The following is a 17,039-nucleotide window of genomic DNA, read 5'->3' as shown; positions in this document are numbered from 1 at the left end:
GCCGAAGGCTGCGATCTTTTGATCTTTGTTATCCCAGCAACAACCCCTGCTCACGCTCACACAACTCCACCACGTAATCCCACAACACCCGCAGCCGCACGGACTTGTGCAGCTCGCGCCGCGTACTGATCCAGTAACTGCGCTGGATGCTTTCATCCGGCAGCAACGGCACCAAGTCCGGATCGGCGCTGGCCATGTAGCACGGCAGCACAGCAATCCCCAGGCCCGAGCGCGCGGCCTGTTGCTGGGCGATGACGCTGGTGCTGCGGAAGACCACCTGAGGGTTGCGGCAGAAGCTGTTGAGGAACATCAGTTCCTGGCTGAACAGCAAGTCGTCTACGTAGCCGATCCACGCATGACGGCCGAGGTCTTCGCGGCTGCGCAGCGGTGGCGAGCGGTCCAGATAAGCCTGGCTGGCGTAGAGCGCCAATCGGTAATCGGTGAGTTTGCGGGTGACCAGCATGTCGGCGGCCGGGCGTTCGAGGTGGATGCTGATCTCGGCTTCACGGTTGAGGATGCTGACGAAGCGCGGCACCGCCACCAGTTCCACTTCCAGTCCTGGATAGCGTTCGAACAGCCCGTTCATGCGGCTGGCGAGGAACATGATGCCCAGCCCTTCCGTCACCCCGACGCGGATCTTGCCCAGCGGCGCGGATGACTGGGTGATTTCTTCCTGAGCCAGCAGCGCGACGTTTTCCATGGCTTCGGCGTGTTTGAGCAGCGCTTCGCCGGCCGGGGTCAATTCGTAGCCTTGGGCATGCTGGACGAACAGCGCGGTGCCGAGGCTTTTTTCGATGGCTTCGATGTGCCGGGCCACGGTGGCGTGAGTGGTGTTCAAACGGCGAGCGGCGGTGAGCAAGCGGCCGCTGCGCTGCAATTCGAGAAAAAACCGCAGGTCATTCCAGTCGAACATGAACCCTCCTTGCCGTTATGCCGTGTGAATGACGCTGTTTGAAAACGCACAGCAGCTGCGTAAAAACTAACATTCTTTTAACGAAAGCTAACAACTAGGATGACCGACAACAAGAACAACAATACGAGGTCAGGGATGCAGACTTCCCTTGATGAATACGACTACATCGTGGTCGGTGCCGGGCCGGCCGGTTGTTTGCTGGCCAATCGACTGTCGGCCAACCCGCAACACCGGGTGTTGCTGCTCGAAGCCGGCGGCCGCGATAACTACCCGTGGATTCACATCCCGGTGGGTTACCTGTTCTGCATCGGCAATCCGCGCACCGACTGGTGCTTCAAGACCGAAACGCAACCGGGCCTGCAAGGCCGCGCCCTGAGCTATCCGCGCGGCAAGGTGCTCGGCGGCTGTTCCTCGATCAACGGCATGATCTACATGCGCGGCCAGGCTGGCGATTACGACGGTTGGGCGGCCGAGGGCAATACCGGTTGGGGCTGGCAAGACGTGCTGCCCCTGTTCAAACAAAGCGAAAACCATTTTGCCGGCGACTCGGAGTTTCATGGCGCTGCCGGCGAATGGCGGATCGAACGGCAGCGGCTGTCATGGCCGATCCTCGACGCCTTCCGCACGGCGGCCGAGCAAAGCGGCATCGCCAGCATCGATGACTTCAATCAGGGCGACAACGAAGGCTGCGGCTATTTCCAGGTCAACCAGAAAGCCGGGATCCGCTGGAACGCGGCCAAGGCGTTTCTCAAACCAATCCGCCACCGTGCCAATCTGACGGTGCTGACCGACGTCGAAGTCGACCGCGTGCTGCTGGAAAACGGCCGTGCCTCAGCGGTCAGCGCACGTTGTCAAGACCAGGCGAAAACCTTCAAGGCGCGTAAGGAAATCGTCCTGTGTGCCGGCTCCGTCGGCTCACCGGGCATTCTCCAGCGCTCCGGCATCGGCCCTCGCCCGCTCCTGCAAAAGCTGGGCATCGGCGTTGCCCATGAACTGCCTGGCGTGGGCGGCAACCTGCAGGACCATCTGCAACTGCGGCTGATCTACAAACTGGAAAACGCCCGCACCCTGAACCAGATTGCCGGCACGCTGTGGGGCAAGATGGGCATGGGCCTGCGTTATCTGTATGACCGCAGCGGCCCGCTGTCCATGGCGCCGAGCCAACTCGGCGCCTTCGCTCGTTCGGGACCGGAACAAACCTCGGCGAACCTCGAATACCACGTGCAACCGTTGTCGCTGGAGCGTTTCGGCGAGCCGCTGCACGCCTTCCCCGCGTTCACTGCATCGGTCTGCGATCTGCGCCCGCAAAGCCGTGGCCGGATAGACATTCGCTCCGCCGATCCGCGGGAAGCGCCGCTGATTCAGCCCAACTACCTGAGCCATCCCGAAGACTTGCGAGTGGCAGCCGATGCCATCCGACTCACCCGCCGCATCGTCTCCGCGCCCGCCTTGCAAGCGTTCAAACCGGTCGAGTACCTGCCCGGCGACAGCTTGCAGAGTGAAGAGCAATTGCACGAAGCCGCCGCCCGGATCGGCACGACGATTTTCCACCCGGTGGGCACCTGCCGGATGGGCAATGATGCGGACGCGGTGGTCGACGCCGAGTTGCGTGTCCACGGCATTCCCGGCCTGCGCATCGCCGACGCCTCGATCATGCCGCGCATCACCTCGGGCAATACCTGTTCGCCGACGTTGATGATCGCTGAGAAAGCTGCGCAATTGATCCTCAGCCCTGACACAAGGAGCGTGCCCCCCGAAAAACAACAGACCACACCGGTCTGAAGCAACACGCAATCAATGTAGGAGCTGGCGAAGCCTGCGATCTTTTGGCGTCCTTGCAGGCGCTGGAAGATCAAGATCAAAAGATCGCAGCCTTCGGCAGCTCCTACAGGGAAGGAGTACACCCGATACATCGACAGTAGCGGCACCTGCCCACAAGGTTGGCGCCGACAGTGGAACAACAAAAACAATCACTGTGAGGGATACCGATATGTCAGAACATGTTCAGCCCCTGGAAGCCGTCCGCAGCGCCGGCACCAGTCAGGAAACCCAAAAAGTCATCTTCGCCTCGTCCCTCGGGACGGTGTTCGAGTGGTACGACTTTTTCCTCTACGGCGCCCTCGCGGCGGTCATCAGCAAACAGTTTTTCGCCGGGGTCAACGACACCACGGCGTTCATCTTCGCGCTGATGGCCTTCGCCGCCGGCTTCATCGTGCGGCCGTTCGGTGCGTTGGTGTTCGGCCGCTTGGGGGACATGATCGGGCGCAAATACACGTTCCTCGCCACTATTGTCCTCATGGGCGTGGCGACCTTCTGCGTCGGCTTGCTGCCGACTTACGCCAGTATCGGCATCGCCGCGCCGATCATCCTTGTGGTGCTGCGCATGCTCCAGGGTCTGGCGCTGGGCGGTGAGTACGGCGGCGCTGCCACTTACGTCGCCGAACACGCACCGATGGGCAAACGCGGTTTCCACACCAGCTGGATTCAGTCCACCGCCACCCTCGGTTTGCTGCTGTCGCTGCTGGTGGTGCTCGGCTGCCGCTACTTCACCGGTGACCAGTTCGAAGTCTGGGGCTGGCGCATTCCGTTTCTGTTTTCAATCGTGCTGCTGGGCATCTCGACCTGGATTCGCTTGAGCCTGCATGAGTCGCCTGCGTTCGTGAAAATGAAAGAAGAAGGCAAACTCTGCAAGTCGCCGCTGCGCGACTCCTTCGGCAAATGGGACAACCTAAAAGTGGTGCTGATTGCGCTGTTCAGCATCAACGCCGGGCAAGCGGTGACCTTCTACGCGGCGCAGTTCTATGTGCTGTTCTTCCTCACCCAGTTCCTGAAAATGGACCCGGCCCTGGCCAACAGTCTGCTGATCGTCAGCGTGATCATCGGCGCACCGTTCTTCATCTTTTTTGGCTGGCTGTCGGACAAGGTCGGGCGCAAACCAGTGCTGATGATTGGCCTGTTGCTGGCCACCGCACTGTACTTCCCGATCTTCAAGACCCTGGCCCACTACGCTAACCCGGCCATCGACCAAGCCAGCCGCCAGGCACCGATCACCGTGCTGGCAGACCCGGCCACCTGCACCTTCCAGTTCGACCCGGTCGGCAAGGCTAAATTTGATAGCCCTTGCGACAAGGTCAAAACCTTCCTGGTCAAACAAGGCCTGCCCTACAACAGCGAAGCGGCTCCGGCCGGCAGCGGCGTGCAGGTCAGCATCGGCGAGGTGAAAATCGATGGTTACGACGAAGCGGCCCTGCGCGGTGCAGTGACGCTGGCCGGGTATCCGTCACAAGCCGACACCCAACAGATCAACAAACCGATGATCGTGGCGCTGATCGTCGCGCTGATCATCATCTCCGCCATGTGCTACGGCCCGCTGGCGGCGCTGATGGTCGAACTGTTCCCGACCCGTATCCGCTACACGTCCATGTCCCTGCCCTACCACATTGGTAACGGTTGGTTCGGTGGTTTTCTGCCGACGGTGTCGTTTGCCCTGGTGGTGTACACCGGGGATATTTTCTACGGGCTGTGGTACCCGGTGGTGATTACCGGGGTGAGCCTGGTGGTGGGGATGATCTGTTTGCGTGAGACCAAGAATGTGGATCTGGACAAGAACTGACGGCACGAACCTCTAGCCCAGGCTTACCTGTGGGAGCGGGCTTGCTCGCGAAAAGGGAGTGTCAGTCAACATTAATGTTGCCTGGCACACCGCCTTCGCGAGCAAGCCCGCTCCCACATGGATTGCGTTCAGGCAACAAGCCTTCTGGCCACAATGCTTTCTGCACCTCAGGTATCAAGTACCTCAAACGTCACTTCTTCAGGATAAAACGCCACATACCCGCCAATCTGCGCGACTGACACCTTCGGGTGCTCATAACTCCATACCGCATTGGCACCTTCATGCCCGGGGATTTGCAGGCTGAAATAGCTGGCATCGCCCTTGTACGGGCAATAGCTGGTGTGGTCGGTGCGGGCGAAATATTGTTCGGCGATGTCCTCGCGGGGGATGTAGTACACCGGAGGATAATTGGCCTCATGCATGACCAGCGCCCGAGTGGATGACGCCACTTGAATGCCATGGAACTTCACCACCACGCAGCCGGGTTGAGGGCTGATGGCAATGGGATTACCGGGTCCGGGGGCTTTCATAGAACAGGATCCTCTGTCGCTGCTGCGCTGTATCCGCGCTCCGACAGGTATACCTCATGTTTCGGCATCGCGACTGCTTCACAGCCGAACGGAGCTTGCCAGGGCTACAGTGAGGTCCCAAAACAGCATGCCCCAACCTGCTGTCATCAACCGCAACAGCTTAAGCTGTACATCCATACAGATAAAGATTGCTCCATCGCTCATCAAACGCCATTCTGTCAGCCTCTGAACACTGATCGATGATGGTGGTTATGCAGCTGTACCTCTGTGAAAAACCTTCCCAGGCCAAAGACATCGCGGCCGTGCTCGGCGCCAAGCGCCGAGGCGACGGCTGCTGGCTGGGAACGGGTGTCACGGTGACCTGGTGCATCGGCCATCTGCTGGAAACCGCACCGCCTGATGCCTATGACGCGCGTTACAAGCGTTGGGTGCTGGCGGATCTGCCGATCATTCCCGAAAAATGGAAGATGACCGTCAAACCGCGCACGGCCAGCCAGTACAAGGCGGTCAAACGCTTGCTCGGCGAGGCCAGTGAACTGGTGATTGCCACCGACGCCGACCGTGAGGGCGAGATGATCGCCCAAGAACTGGTGGAGCATTGCCGTTATCGCGGGCCGATCCGGCGGCTGTGGCTGTCGGCGCTGGACGATGCATCGATCCGCAAGGCCCTGGCGGCGCTCAAGCCCGGTGCCGAGACGTTCAGCCTTTATCATTCGGCGTTGGGGCGCTCCCGGGCCGACTGGTTGATCGGGATGAACATGAGTCGGCTGTTCACCCTGCTGGGGCGTCAGTCCGGCTATCAGGGTGTATTGCCGGTCGGTCGGGTGCAGACGCCGACCTTGCGCCTGGTGGTGGATCGCGACCGCAGCATTGCCGATTTCGTCCCGGTGGCTTACTGGGCCATCGATGTGCAACTGCTGCATGACGGCACCGCGTTCACCGCCCAGTGGCGTGCGGCCTCCGACGCTTGCGACGATCAGGACCGCTGCCTGAATCAGGGGCTGGCTCAGAAAGCCGCTACGGCCATTAACGGTGCGGCGAGCGCTCGGGTGATCAAACTGCGCACCGAGCGCATGCGCGAAGTCGCGCCTTTGCCGTTCGATCTGGGCACGCTGCAGGAAGTCTGCTCGAAGAAGCTCGGGCTCGGCGCTCAGGAAACCCTCGATATCGCCCAGGCGCTGTACGAAACCCACAAAGTCATTACCTACCCGCGTAGCGATTGCGGTTACCTGCCGCTGAGTCAGCACAGCGAAGCCCCAAGTATTCTTGCTGCGCTGAAGCAGGCCGATCCGGCATTGAACGCCTTGCACGATCACCTGGAGCCCCAGCGCCGCTCACGGGCCTGGAACGATGCCAAGGTCAGCGCTCACCACGGCATCATTCCCACTGCTGCGGCGAAAAACCTCGACCGACTGGTAGGCAAACAACGGGCGGTCTACACCCTGATTCGTGCGCGTTACCTGGCGCAGTTTCTGCCCAACCATGAGTACGACCGGACCCAGGCCGACTTCGACTGTGCCGGTGAAGCCTTGCGCGCCGTGGGCAAGCAGATTGTCGAGCCCGGCTGGAAACGCGCCTTGCCCGAGGCTCTCGCGCCAGCCAAGGGCCGCGAAGCACCGGCGCCGCAAACACTCCCGGCATTGGCCGAAGGGCGTGACTGCGCGGTGGCCGACGTGAAGCTCAAGGACCTCTGGACACAGCCGCCCAAGCCGTTTACCGAAGGCGATCTGATCAAGGCGATGAAGAACGTCGCCAAACTGGTGGAAGATCCACTGCTCAAGCAGAAGCTCAAGGACACCACCGGCATCGGCACCGAAGCCACCCGCGCCTCGATCATCCAGGGCCTGCTGGACCGCGGCTACCTGATCAAGAACGGCAAGGCCCTGGCCGCGACGCCGGCAGCGTTCAGCCTGATCGACGCCGTGCCGCGCGCCATTGCGGATCCCGGCACCACGGCAATCTGGGAACAGGCCCTGGACATGGTGCAGAGCGGTGAAATGAGCCTGGAAGAATTCGTCACCAAACAGGCTGCGTGGATGAGCAAGCAGGTGGCACGTTGCGCCGGCCTGAACCTGACCATCAGCGGGCCGGCAAGCCCGGCCGGGGGTGGTGCCACACCGTGGAAAAACAAACGCAAACCCGCCAAACGCAAACCCTCGACCGGCACCAAGCGCACGGCGAAACCGGTAAGCAAGGCTTGAGAGCACTTGCAACGAATCGAAATGGTCTAGTGTTCTTCAACGTCAGGTGCAGAACCTGTGGGAGCGTGGCTTGCCCGCGAAGAACGATGACGCGTAATACCTGAAAACCGCGGTGCATTCTTCGCGGGCAAGCCACGCTCCCACAGGTTCTGCGTCTTGACTTACCGGCATTAGGGTAAGCCCGCTCTCACATGGATCGCGCATCAGGCAACAGCCCTGCTTTCTGAAAGGTACAACCATGACGACAATCAGAAGCCAGCCCTCAATAGAACTGCACGCCGCTCAGCGCGACGAACTGGAAACCATCGAAAACCTGATGCAGTTCTACGTGTATGACTTCAGCGAATGGCTGCCGCTGAAACTCGGGGAGCATGGCCTCTTCAACATCCAGCCCAAGCTGGATTACTGGCGCAACCCGGCAACCAGGCCGTTTCTGATCAAGGTCGACGACGAGCTTGCCGGTTTCGTGACCGTGGATAACGAAACCCATATCGTCGGCGCGGAGCACAACATCGGCTACTTTTTTGTTAGTCGACGCTTTCGTGGCCAAGGTGTCGCGAAGTTTGTCGCCTCTGCCCTCTTGAGTCGGTTCCCCGGTCAATGGCAGATTTTCCACATCGATGCCAACCAGCCTGCGCGGCTGTTCTGGGCCAAGGTGATGCCTGATCTCACGGGTGGCGAATTCACCCTGCATCACCTGCCGATCGACGGTTATCCATGCACCGTTTACCGCTTTAAAAGATCGCAGCCCTCGGCAACTCCTACCCCGCCCCCGTAGGAGCGAGGCTTGCCCGCGAAAAACGATGACGCGGTCCAGCAGTTTGTCCGCGTGATGGCCTTCGCGGGCAAGCCTCGCTCCTACGAAAAGCTGCGATCTTGACGATGCCACAGCCAGCCACGCCTGACTTTCTAATTCCAAAACCACTTTGTCCGACAATATGTAGTGAACAAAAATAATCACTACAAAACCGTTGACGCCTCCGATTTGCCCTTGCATGATGCAGACATCTCCCCGATCGGGAGTACAGGCAACACGTTTGAGCAAGCTCGTCTGACCGCCGAGCTGTTTTCCCCGGATACACGCTGCCCACAAGGCAGATTGAAGAAACTGACCTGGCCTGAACGTCCAGTACAAAGGACGAGAAGCGCTGGCGATCAATCCTCATGAAGCTTGTGGCCGACCCTGAAAATGTCGGCAGTGGCCTCCAGGTTTTCGCTGCTTCTCTTCGTTGTGACGCTATTGCGTAGCAGTTATTCAACACGACTACATGCAGCAGACGCGGGCCCCCGTCATATTGACGGCCGACCGCTGACGTCCTGGTTTCGGTGCCAGGGATCAACTAACCGATGGGCTACTTGTATTAGCGAATCAACTTTGAAAGATCACCAAATGGTCAAGGGGCTTACAATGAATCTGAACAATCAACCTACTATCGATGAACTGGCTCGCTTGTTCGCTGCGCAAAAAGACAGCCAGGACAGCCATATTCTGTGGATCAGCAAATCGGGCCAGGTTCATATCGACTGCCTGTCGCCCCATGCCCACGAAGAAGCGTTCGACCAGAACAACCAGAACCTGCTCGCCCGACTGAAAATGTACCGTCGCGGCCAGGGTTATGTCGGCAAGAAAGCCGCGGCCGACAAGGACTTCATCGGTAATGTGCTGCAAACGCTGAAACAGGCGTGGGCATCGATGCAGAACCAGAACGAAGTTCGGGTGATTGATCGGTTGTATTGATATCCCCCCTCAGTAATGAAAGAAGGCCCCGCTCGGAATATCGAGCGGGGCCTTTTCGTTTGTCTCGTGCGCACCAAACAAAGCTATGGTTAACCGTATGCCCTGCTGGATCTCTGGAGGCTTGCGATGAACAAAATCCTGATATTCATAGTGTTGGCGATGGCGAATGTTGCCCATGCGAACACCCTCCCTGGCATTCCCTCATTCGATGTGGACTGCCCCGGTAAAGTTGTCGTCCATGCGGATCAGGACGGCCCGGTATTGATCAATAGTAAAGAAGCGGTAACCAAAGCCATCAACGATCGTCGCTTCGAAGCCAGGGGTTCGGGCATTACGATTACGATCATCCTCGCCGATGACGATTCGGTGACCGTGTCCTCCACCGGCAAGGCTCCCAATGGGCTGTGTCAATCAGTGGATGACTGACTTCGCCGACTCGACCGCAGTCGCGTCCAATACCAGCTCCATAAAGGCCTCCGACGCCGCACTGTGATAGTTATTTTTGCGCCGAAGCAGCGCGGCCCCTCGGTTGGGCGCCTCCCCCAGCAGCGGAATTTTGCGCAATGCCCGTTCCGCAGTGGCGATGGGTTCCGGAAGGATGGTGGCCATCGGCGCGTGGCGAATGACCTCCAGCAGCGTACTCACCGAGTTCACCTCGATCGCCACTTTGGGCGTGATGTTCTGTTGCCGAAAATACCCGTCGATGGAGGATCGGGTGATGAAGTCCGGCGTCAGCAACGCGAAATCCAGTTGCGCCACCTCCTTTGGCGATAGCGGGTTCTGGCGCTCGTACAACGGATGACTACGCCCGACCATCACGCCCAAGGTCTCGACAAATGCCGGCACGCACTCGATGTCGGGGCTCCTCACCGGGGTAAAGGCAATGGCAATGTCCAGCGAGTCATCGAGCAACCCGGCCTCGATGTGATCCATCGATAACTCGAAAATCTGCAGATGGATGTTCGGAAACTTCGTCACGTAGTCGCGCACCAATGGCCCCACCAGATACGCCATGAACGTTGGCGTCATGGCCAATCGCAAAGTGCCGCGAGACAAGTCCTTCACGTCATGCAGCGCGCGTTTCCCTGCTTCAAGTTCCACCAGTACCCGACGGGCACTTTCGATATAGGCCAGTCCCGCATCGGTCGGTTTGACTGTGCGCGAGGTGCGGTCGAACAAGCTCACGCCCAACGTTTCCTCCAGTTGCCGGATCTGCTGGGACAGCGTCGGCTGGGAGACATGCAACGCCTCGGCGGCGCGGGTGAAACCGCCGTGGTCGGCGACTGCCAGCAAGTAGCGCAAATGTCGGAGCAGCATGGGGCACACCATCTATAGGCAGGACTTATGCGACGCATTGTATATCGATCTTGGACGCTATGGATCAATCAACCGAAGATGGCTCCACTTTCCAGCCACAACCGATAGGAGTCACACCATGCAACAGTCCCACGCTTACCAGGACCCAAGTCTGGCCCTGACCACTTCGATCCTCGATGCCAAGGCGCGCAAGAATCTGTCCTGGCAGGATTTGACCGACGGCACCGGCCTGGGCCTGGCCTATGTCACCGCCGCCCTGCTCGGCCAGCATCCGTTGCCGGAAGCCGCCGCCAAGGTGATTGGCGAGAAACTCGAACTGGACGCCGAGGCCGTGGCTCGCCTGCAGATCATTCCGCTGCGCGGCAGCCTTTCGGGTGTCCCTACCGACCCGACCATCTACCGCTTCTACGAAATGATCCAGATCTACGGCACCACGCTTAAAGCCCTGGTTCACGAGCAATTCGGCGACGGCATCATCAGCGCGATCAACTTCAAGCTGGACATGAAGAAAGTTGAAGACCCGGAAGGCGGTTCTCGCGCAGTGATTACTCTGGACGGCAAGTTCCTGCCATTGCGTCCTTTCTAAAACAACCCAGTCAATTAAGACGCGGAACCTGTGGGAGCGTGGCTTGCCCGCGAAGAATGCGCCGCGGTTTTTCAGGTATTACGCGTCATCGTTCTTCGCGGGCAAGCCACGCTCCTACAGGTTATGCAGGCATTCCCCCCTCATTCATTGCAAGGAAATCAGCCATGAAAGCGCTCATCGAAGGTTTATTGAAGTTCCAGAACGAAGCCTTCATCCAACGTACCGACCTGTTCAAACACCTGGCCACCACCCAGCATCCCGGCACCTTGTTCATCACCTGTTCAGACAGCCGCGTAGTGCCGGAATTGCTGACCCAGCAAGAGCCCGGCGAACTGTTTGTGGTGCGCAATGCCGGCAATATCGTGCCCTCCTACAGTCCGCATCCCGGCGGTGTGTCGGCCACGGTCGAATATGCAGTCGCGGTATTGGGCGTGACGGACATCGTGATCTGCGGGCATTCGGACTGCGGCGCCATGACCGCCATCGCCCAGTGCAAATGCATGGATCACCTGCCCGCCGTCAGTGGCTGGTTGCAGCACGCCGAGTCGGCCAAGGTAATCAATGACTCCCGCCCTCACGCCAGCGACGCCGCCAAGGTGAGTTCGATGGTCCGGGAAAATGTCATCGCCCAACTGGCGAATATCCAGACTCACCCGAGCGTGCGCCTGGCCCAGGAAAAAGGCCTGCTGAATCTGCATGGTTGGGTTTATGACATCGAGACCGGCTCAGTCGATGCTCTGGATGCCAGCCGTCGCAACTTCGTGTCGCTGGCCGAGCACCCGGACACCTGTGCGGTGTATGGTCAAGTGGTCGAAGCCGCCTGAAAGCTTCACCCGCTCGAGCTGCGTCGGGCTTGGCGCAGCGTTACAACGTGGACACACGCACTACTTCCCAACCGGGAATGTGACACTCACAAGATCGCCCCTGTCATTTATCGTCAATCTTTGTAGACGATTTTGACCGACGCTCAGAGGACTCTTCGGCATTGGGCGCATCTGGAAAACTGCCCGGCGTGAACACATGAGTGAGCAACTCGCTGGCATCGATGTCGACGACACCCTGAACCGAACGGGCCAGAGCAACAGCCTGCTCACACTGCCTGTGAGTGTTGACGCGGCCGCTCAATGCCACCCTGCCCGCATGGGTTTTGACATGGACATGCAGGCCAAGGGTTGAGTCGGCCAATGCCAGGGCCGACTTCACTCTGGTGGTAATCCACGCGTCGTGAACGACCGTTTCCAGATCATGAGAGTAATGTTGAAAGGAATGAAGTTTCATGGCGCAAACCTCCCTCACGTAATCAGATGCGCCGCCCGCCCCACCGCAGACACGGACACACATTAAGTATAGTGCGTGCCGTTGCCTGCGGGCGGGGGGCTGTCCCTGATGCCGATAAGGTATAAGAACGACGAATATCCTGTGGGAGCGGGCTTGCTCGCGAAGACGGCGGCACAGTCAACATTGATGTCGCCTGACACACCGCTTTCGCGAGCAAGCCCGCTCCCACAGGTTTGCGTGGCTGTTCTGGAGCGCCGCCTCAGCGTTTGACCGACAGATCCGTCTGGGTCATGCGGCTACGGATGGTAAACACGCCATCCCCCGAGAGAATCGCGCTGCGCGCAAACAGGCGCCCACTCTCCCAGTTCGAAAGCCCCAGTTCCGGCTTGTTCAGCGCGTACTGCCCGTCGACCCAGCGGGTAATCCCGTTGCCGACAAAAGGTGCGTTGACCGCGTTGTAGAAACGCTCCTGCGCCGGGGCATCTTCACTGATCAGCGACACGGTGAATTGCGGGCTGTAGCGGTTGAACAAGGCGATGGCCTGGTCCAGGTCGTCAACGATCTTCAAGCTGACTTCCGGGGTCTCTTCCCATTCCCACTCGCGACCCAGTTGATCCTCGGGCAGCGGTTCGGCCAACGCTTCGGTCTGATAGCCTCCGGCGCGGTACACCTCGACGCTCGCGGTCTGCCAATCGGTTGGCAAATGCTGCTCGCTACCTTCGACGATATGTAACTTGCAGCCCTGGCCCCGAGCGGTGCCGGCCTGTTGCAGTGCGTCGAGAAACAACGGCACCAGTTCGGCGGCGCGGTCGCGGTGGATCAGGCAAACGTTGAGGGTGTTGCAGACTTTGCGGTCCAGCGAGTTGCGCACCACGGCGGCAAAGCGCCGGGCATCGGCGTCCTTGTCGGCGATCAGCCACGCGCCACCGGTGCCGTGCAAGCTGACCGCGGTACCGGCCTGTTGCGCGATGCTGCCCAACTGGCTGACCGCACGTCCCGACCCACGGGCCACAGCCAGCGACAAGCGCCGGTCGGCGAACATCGCCCAACCGGCGGCGTGATTGACGCTTTCCACCAGCGAAACTGCTCCGGTCGGCAATCCGGCGTCAGCCAATGCTGGATTCAATGCATGGGTGACAATGGCCTGGGCGGTGCCCAATGCATCGCTGCCAATGCGCAACACCGCGGTGTTACCGGTGCGCAAGACACCGGCGGCATCGGCGAAAACATTCGGCCGGCCTTCGAACACGAACGCGACGATGCCCAGCGGCGACACTACTTGCTCGACTTTCCAGCCATCATGCTCGACGCAGCTCACGACCTTGCCGCGCGTAGCCGGTGCATCGCGCCAAGCCCTGAGGCCGGCGATCATGTCGCGGCGCATGCGCTCATCGGCGAGCAACCGCGTGGTGGAACGCCCGCGCGCCTTGGCCCGCTCGATGTCGGCCAGGTTGGCAGCCGCAATCAAGGCCCAGCATTCAGGCGTTTCCAGGCGTTGGGCAAAGTGATCGAAGAACTCGCTGATGGCGTGATCCGAGACGCTGGACATCGCGGTGAACGCCGCTTCGGCGCGCTCGATGGCGACTGCCGCCGCTTGCTGGTCCGCTACCGGGATCAGCAGCAATTCGCCGCTGACCTGCTCCACCAGCAGATGGTCGCCGGGCTGAAAGCGCGCCGCCAGTTCGGAGCTGACGACAGTGACACGATTACCAGCAAAAGGGATCGGCGTGCCAGCGACTAGACGTTCGAGCGCAAGAGACATGAAACGGTTTCACCATGCAGGGGGGCGGTCGGAAAATGTATAGGAAAATCCGTGGAGCGTCATTCACCGGGGCGCGGTGGCGGTTACTTTTTCATAAGTCGAAATACATCCTGCTCCAGGCGATTGCCCCCCTGTTTGCGCCACCCGGCGTTCGCGTCATAGACCACCAGCAGCAACGGTTCCTCTACGCCCGCAGTGCTGACAAAGGTCATTCCTTCGGCATGATCGCGGCCTTTATCCTCTCCTTGCCCGTAAGGAACCTCCAGGACCGGCGTCAATTGTTCCCTGAAGATAAAACTTTCGTCTGTGGGCCTGGCGCCGTCGTGCCATCGAAATAAGCTGACAGGCCCATCGAGGTTCATCGTCGGCCCGGCCAGGATCAACATGTCGTCACCATCGATGCATAAGTCCCTGACGCCGAGTCCATCCAGCTGGAGAAAATGCTTACGATATTTGCGCCCCTTGGGCCCGATCTTTTTCAGTATCAGTGTGTGAGCGGCCTTGGGATGGTCCTCGGGTTCAATCTCCAGAACAATCGTCCAGCCCCGCAACACAGGCCCTCGCAACCCGATAAAAACACGTTTGCCGTTGATCTCAAGACCTTCGGTATCGAACCCGTTGTCCTTGCCGGGAATGTGCAGGAATGCCCCTACATGCTCGTCGTCCTTGAGCTCATCGAGCAATTCGTTACCCAGTTGATTACCGGCCAATTGGGCGGCGACTCGATCATCGCTGGCGGTGCTCTTCACCAAAGTGAACGTCCCGTTTTCTTCGACCACCGGAATCCGGGCCAGGAGAAAACGATTGCCATCGCTGCTGACAGTTGCCAGACGCTCGGCGTTTTTCTTCAGGGATTTGGTGCTATCAGGTTTTTTCCGTTTCAGGCTGTGAGACCCCACAATCCAGAGATACCCCGTGTCGCGGTCGTAGCTCATGCCTTCCAGGTCTGCTTCAACGAATTCTTCGCCAATCGTCGGGATGACCGGCAGCGTCAACAGGGACGCCAACGGGAATTGTTGGTGCTGATCAAACAGAAACTCGCCCGCACCGACGCGCTCACGCAAGGTGAAGCGCTCCAGGCTCAAGGATTCATCATTGGCGACCCACAGGGTGTCGCCTATCTGGACCACGGCAGACAACCCTTTGCGCATATGAGTGTCCGGGTCATTGAAGACTAGAAGCGCGGAACCGAAATTCACCATGAAGTCACCCGCCCCGTCACCCGTTCGGGTGAGTCAAAGAATGCCTGCTTCACGGTAGCGGTCATCGAGCGCTAGTCAAGAAATGCCATCAGAACACCGACCAGCCGATCCGCTGACTCAACAATTCCAGCGCGGCCATGCCAGCGAGGGAGTTGCCGGCAGTGTTCAATTCCGGGGACCACACGCACACCGTGAATTGCCCCGGCACCACCGCGACGATGCCCCCGCCCACGCCGCTCTTGCCCGGCAAACCGACGCGATAGGCAAAGTTGCCGGCTTCGTCGTACAACCCGCTGGTGGCCATGATCGAGTTGACTTGTTGGGTCTGACGGGCGCTGAGGATCTGGGCGCCGCTGTGTTTGCAGAAACCGTCGTTGGCCAGAAAGCAGAACGTGCGGGCCAGATCCACGCAACTCATGCGCAACGCGCAGTGGCTGAAGTAGCTGCGCAGCACGGCTTCGACGTCGTTATGAAAGTTGCCGAACGACTGCATCAGATAAGCCATGGCTGCGTTGCGCGCGCGGTGCTGGTATTCCGACTCGGCGACTTTGCCATCCACCATGACATTCGGGTTGCCGGACAAACGCCGGACAAAATCGCGCATCGATAACGCCGGCGCGGCAAAACGTGACTGGTTGATGTCGCAGATCACCAGCGCACCGGCGTTGATGAAAGGATTGCGCGGGCGCCCGCGCTCGAACTCCAGCTGCACCAGCGAGTTGAACGGCTGGCCGGACGGCTCGTGACCCAGGCGCTCCCAAATCGCTTCGCCGGAATGGTCGATGGCCTGCACCAGGCTGAATACCTTGGAGATACTCTGCACCGAGAACGGCGTGTCGGCGTCTCCCGCGCAAAACAACTCGCCGTCATTGCCATACACGGCAATGCCCAACTGATTGGACGGCACGGTGCCGAGGGCGGGAATGTAGTCAGCCACTTTGCCCTGACCGATCAACGGTCGGACTGCGTCAAGGATCTCGTTCAACAGCGCTTGCATGCCGGGTTCCGAAGTCTCGCCCCATGGGATTGCGGGGACACTGTCGCTAGACGCTGCTGGTCGGTGCTGAATCACAGTTTTGTATGGGAATGTATCTGTCGCGGCCCGGGATACATGAACTTGCACCGGGCGACCTTTCGGACATACCGCCCACACACCGGGTTGAAAAACTCCTGCTGTCCGCTGACCACCGGCAAAACCGGGTCGGCCCTTGCTCAGGAGTGTTGCCATGCTGACCCAAGTTCCCCGTTACCACGGCTGGTCGCTGTTTGGCCTGCTGTCCCTGCTGGTGTTGTTGATGACCGGCCTGATTCTGTTGCTGAACCCGGATCTGGTGGAAGCCACGCGCAGCGCCATTCGCGCCACTGCACGCACTTCGTTTGCACTGTTTCTCGCTGCGTTCACTGCGTCCGCTTTGGCTGTGCTGGTGCCCTCGCCATTCACCCGATCGCTGGTGCGCGAGCGACGCTTCATCGGTCTTGCCTTTGCATTTTCCCACCTGGTACACGCCATCCTGATCTACAGCTATGGCCAACTGAACCCTGAGTTCTGGCCCGGCCGCACTACGGTCGGCAATATCCCGGGCTCGGTTGGTTACCTGTTCATTCTGTTGATGGCGCTGACCTCGTTCAAAACCACGGCGCGGTTGATCGGCCCCAAAGCCTGGAAAGCCCTGCACGTCAGCGGCATGTGGGTGCTCGCGGCGGTGTTTACCTATTCCAACTTCAAGCGCATCCCCATGAGCGCCTGGTACGTCCTGCCGTTCGGCCTGATGTTTTCGGCAATCGTCATTCGGCTGCTGGGCAAGATTGCGTTGAAGTACAAACGGTCGGTCAGGAATGCGCTGTTGACTGAATGAAATCTCAACAACACCAACAATCCCCTGTGGGAGCGGGCTTGCT

General features: G+C 59.7%; 16 protein-coding genes. 9 read left to right on the top strand and 7 right to left on the bottom strand.

All coding sequences use genetic code 11. The annotated features are described in order from the left end of the window. Positions 1–28: 28 nt before the first annotated feature. Positions 29–913, bottom strand: a complete 885-nt coding sequence (locus tag F6R97_RS28205; protein ID WP_050681633.1) for a LysR family transcriptional regulator — start codon at positions 911–913, stop codon at positions 29–31. A 135-nt stretch (positions 914–1,048) separates the two neighbouring features. Here F6R97_RS28205 and F6R97_RS28200 point away from each other — a divergent pair, with 135 nt between their 5' ends. Together F6R97_RS28200 and F6R97_RS28195 are read left to right on the top strand one after the other, a co-directional pair. Next, positions 1,049–2,695, top strand: coding sequence for a GMC family oxidoreductase (locus F6R97_RS28200; protein ID WP_315867463.1), 1,647 nt, complete (start codon positions 1,049–1,051; stop codon positions 2,693–2,695). Between the two features lie 208 nt (positions 2,696–2,903). After that, positions 2,904–4,526, top strand: coding sequence for an MFS transporter (locus tag F6R97_RS28195; RefSeq protein WP_315867462.1), 1,623 nt, complete (start codon positions 2,904–2,906; stop codon positions 4,524–4,526). Between the two features lie 167 nt (positions 4,527–4,693). On the opposite strand, the gene F6R97_RS28190 is transcribed toward F6R97_RS28195, so the two are convergent. Next, positions 4,694–5,056, bottom strand: a complete 363-nt coding sequence (locus F6R97_RS28190; RefSeq protein ID WP_007907061.1) for a DUF427 domain-containing protein — start codon at positions 5,054–5,056, stop codon at positions 4,694–4,696. 251 nt (positions 5,057–5,307) lie between these two features. Between F6R97_RS28190 and F6R97_RS28185 the strand changes: the two genes are divergently transcribed. The 4 genes from F6R97_RS28185 to F6R97_RS28170 all read left to right on the top strand — a co-directional run bounded on the left by F6R97_RS28185 (position 5,308) and on the right by F6R97_RS28170 (position 9,421). Beyond that, complete coding sequence (locus F6R97_RS28185) at positions 5,308–7,257, top strand: DNA topoisomerase III (protein WP_315867461.1); 1,950 nt, start codon at positions 5,308–5,310, stop codon at positions 7,255–7,257. A gap of 238 nt (positions 7,258–7,495) precedes the next feature. Further along, positions 7,496–8,035, top strand: a complete 540-nt coding sequence (locus F6R97_RS28180) for a GNAT family N-acetyltransferase (protein ID WP_048394720.1) — start codon at positions 7,496–7,498, stop codon at positions 8,033–8,035. A 630-nt stretch (positions 8,036–8,665) separates the two neighbouring features. Further along, entirely contained in the window at positions 8,666–8,995 is a 330-nt protein-coding gene (locus F6R97_RS28175; protein ID WP_038984224.1) for a hypothetical protein, read from the top strand. Between the two features lie 126 nt (positions 8,996–9,121). Next, the gene (locus F6R97_RS28170; protein WP_038984225.1) at positions 9,122–9,421 is read left to right on the top strand and encodes a hypothetical protein; all 300 of its coding nucleotides are present in this window, start codon (positions 9,122–9,124) and stop codon (positions 9,419–9,421) included. Here F6R97_RS28170 and cynR read toward each other — a convergent pair. Then, the gene (gene cynR / locus F6R97_RS28165) at positions 9,407–10,312 is read right to left on the bottom strand and encodes a transcriptional regulator CynR (protein ID WP_038984226.1); all 906 of its coding nucleotides are present in this window, start codon (positions 10,310–10,312) and stop codon (positions 9,407–9,409) included. The two genes, F6R97_RS28170 and cynR, sit on opposite strands and share 15 nt — an antisense overlap. A gap of 118 nt (positions 10,313–10,430) precedes the next feature. Here cynR and cynS point away from each other — a divergent pair, with 118 nt between their 5' ends. Then, on the top strand, positions 10,431–10,898 hold the full coding sequence (cynS, locus tag F6R97_RS28160) for a cyanase (RefSeq protein WP_038984227.1): 468 nt from the start codon (positions 10,431–10,433) through the stop codon (positions 10,896–10,898). Positions 10,899–11,062: 164 nt separating this feature from the next. Beyond that, positions 11,063–11,722, top strand: a complete 660-nt coding sequence (locus tag F6R97_RS28155; RefSeq protein WP_048394722.1) for a carbonic anhydrase — start codon at positions 11,063–11,065, stop codon at positions 11,720–11,722. Positions 11,723–11,825: 103 nt separating this feature from the next. Here F6R97_RS28155 and F6R97_RS28150 read toward each other — a convergent pair whose 3' ends face one another. The 4 genes from F6R97_RS28150 to glsB form a co-directional block, all read right to left on the bottom strand. After that, a complete protein-coding gene (locus tag F6R97_RS28150; protein ID WP_050683426.1) occupies positions 11,826–12,176 on the bottom strand; it encodes a BON domain-containing protein in 351 nt (116 codons plus the stop codon). 259 nt (positions 12,177–12,435) lie between these two features. Further along, on the bottom strand, positions 12,436–13,938 hold the full coding sequence (locus tag F6R97_RS28140) for an aldehyde dehydrogenase family protein (RefSeq protein ID WP_048394724.1): 1,503 nt from the start codon (positions 13,936–13,938) through the stop codon (positions 12,436–12,438). Positions 13,939–14,021: 83 nt separating this feature from the next. Then, complete coding sequence (locus F6R97_RS28135; protein WP_048394726.1) at positions 14,022–15,140, bottom strand: DUF3616 domain-containing protein; 1,119 nt, start codon at positions 15,138–15,140, stop codon at positions 14,022–14,024. A gap of 88 nt (positions 15,141–15,228) precedes the next feature. Then, positions 15,229–16,137 carry a glutaminase B gene (gene glsB, locus F6R97_RS28130; protein WP_007904438.1) on the bottom strand — a complete coding sequence of 303 codons (909 nt, stop codon included), beginning with the start codon at positions 16,135–16,137 and terminating at the stop codon, positions 15,229–15,231. A gap of 229 nt (positions 16,138–16,366) precedes the next feature. On the opposite strand from glsB, the gene F6R97_RS28125 reads away from it, so the two are divergent. After that, entirely contained in the window at positions 16,367–16,996 is a 630-nt protein-coding gene (locus F6R97_RS28125) for a ferric reductase-like transmembrane domain-containing protein (RefSeq protein ID WP_223570759.1), read from the top strand. The last annotated feature ends 43 nt before the right edge of the window (positions 16,997–17,039 follow it).

It is taken from the genome of Pseudomonas sp. JV414 (assembly GCF_032424305.1).
Taxonomy (GTDB): Bacteria; Pseudomonadota; Gammaproteobacteria; order Pseudomonadales; family Pseudomonadaceae; genus Aquipseudomonas; species Aquipseudomonas lini.
The sequence above is the reverse complement of the archived record's forward strand: the minus strand, read 5'-3'. Positions and strand labels throughout refer to the sequence as shown.

Excerpts from the sequence above, each read along its gene's own strand:
- cynR (WP_038984226.1), bottom strand. The coding sequence starts at position 10,312 with ATGCTGCTCCGACATTTGCGCTACTTGCTGGCAGTCGCCGACCACGGC.
- F6R97_RS28170 (WP_038984225.1), top strand. The coding sequence starts at position 9,122 with ATGAACAAAATCCTGATATTCATAGTGTTGGCGATGGCGAATGTTGCC.
- F6R97_RS28185 (WP_315867461.1), top strand. The coding sequence starts at position 5,308 with ATGCAGCTGTACCTCTGTGAAAAACCTTCCCAGGCCAAAGACATCGCG.
- F6R97_RS28205 (WP_050681633.1), bottom strand. The coding sequence starts at position 913 with ATGTTCGACTGGAATGACCTGCGGTTTTTTCTCGAATTGCAGCGCAGC.
- F6R97_RS28150 (WP_050683426.1), bottom strand. The coding sequence starts at position 12,176 with ATGAAACTTCATTCCTTTCAACATTACTCTCATGATCTGGAAACGGTC.
- F6R97_RS28190 (WP_007907061.1), bottom strand. The coding sequence starts at position 5,056 with ATGAAAGCCCCCGGACCCGGTAATCCCATTGCCATCAGCCCTCAACCC.
- F6R97_RS28135 (WP_048394726.1), bottom strand. The coding sequence starts at position 15,140 with ATGGTGAATTTCGGTTCCGCGCTTCTAGTCTTCAATGACCCGGACACT.
- F6R97_RS28175 (WP_038984224.1), top strand. The coding sequence starts at position 8,666 with ATGAATCTGAACAATCAACCTACTATCGATGAACTGGCTCGCTTGTTC.
- F6R97_RS28140 (WP_048394724.1), bottom strand. The coding sequence starts at position 13,938 with ATGTCTCTTGCGCTCGAACGTCTAGTCGCTGGCACGCCGATCCCTTTT.
- F6R97_RS28180 (WP_048394720.1), top strand. The coding sequence starts at position 7,496 with ATGACGACAATCAGAAGCCAGCCCTCAATAGAACTGCACGCCGCTCAG.
- F6R97_RS28125 (WP_223570759.1), top strand. The coding sequence starts at position 16,367 with ATGCTGACCCAAGTTCCCCGTTACCACGGCTGGTCGCTGTTTGGCCTG.
- cynS (WP_038984227.1), top strand. The coding sequence starts at position 10,431 with ATGCAACAGTCCCACGCTTACCAGGACCCAAGTCTGGCCCTGACCACT.
- glsB (WP_007904438.1), bottom strand. The coding sequence starts at position 16,137 with ATGCAAGCGCTGTTGAACGAGATCCTTGACGCAGTCCGACCGTTGATC.
- F6R97_RS28200 (WP_315867463.1), top strand. The coding sequence starts at position 1,049 with ATGCAGACTTCCCTTGATGAATACGACTACATCGTGGTCGGTGCCGGG.
- F6R97_RS28155 (WP_048394722.1), top strand. The coding sequence starts at position 11,063 with ATGAAAGCGCTCATCGAAGGTTTATTGAAGTTCCAGAACGAAGCCTTC.
- F6R97_RS28195 (WP_315867462.1), top strand. The coding sequence starts at position 2,904 with ATGTCAGAACATGTTCAGCCCCTGGAAGCCGTCCGCAGCGCCGGCACC.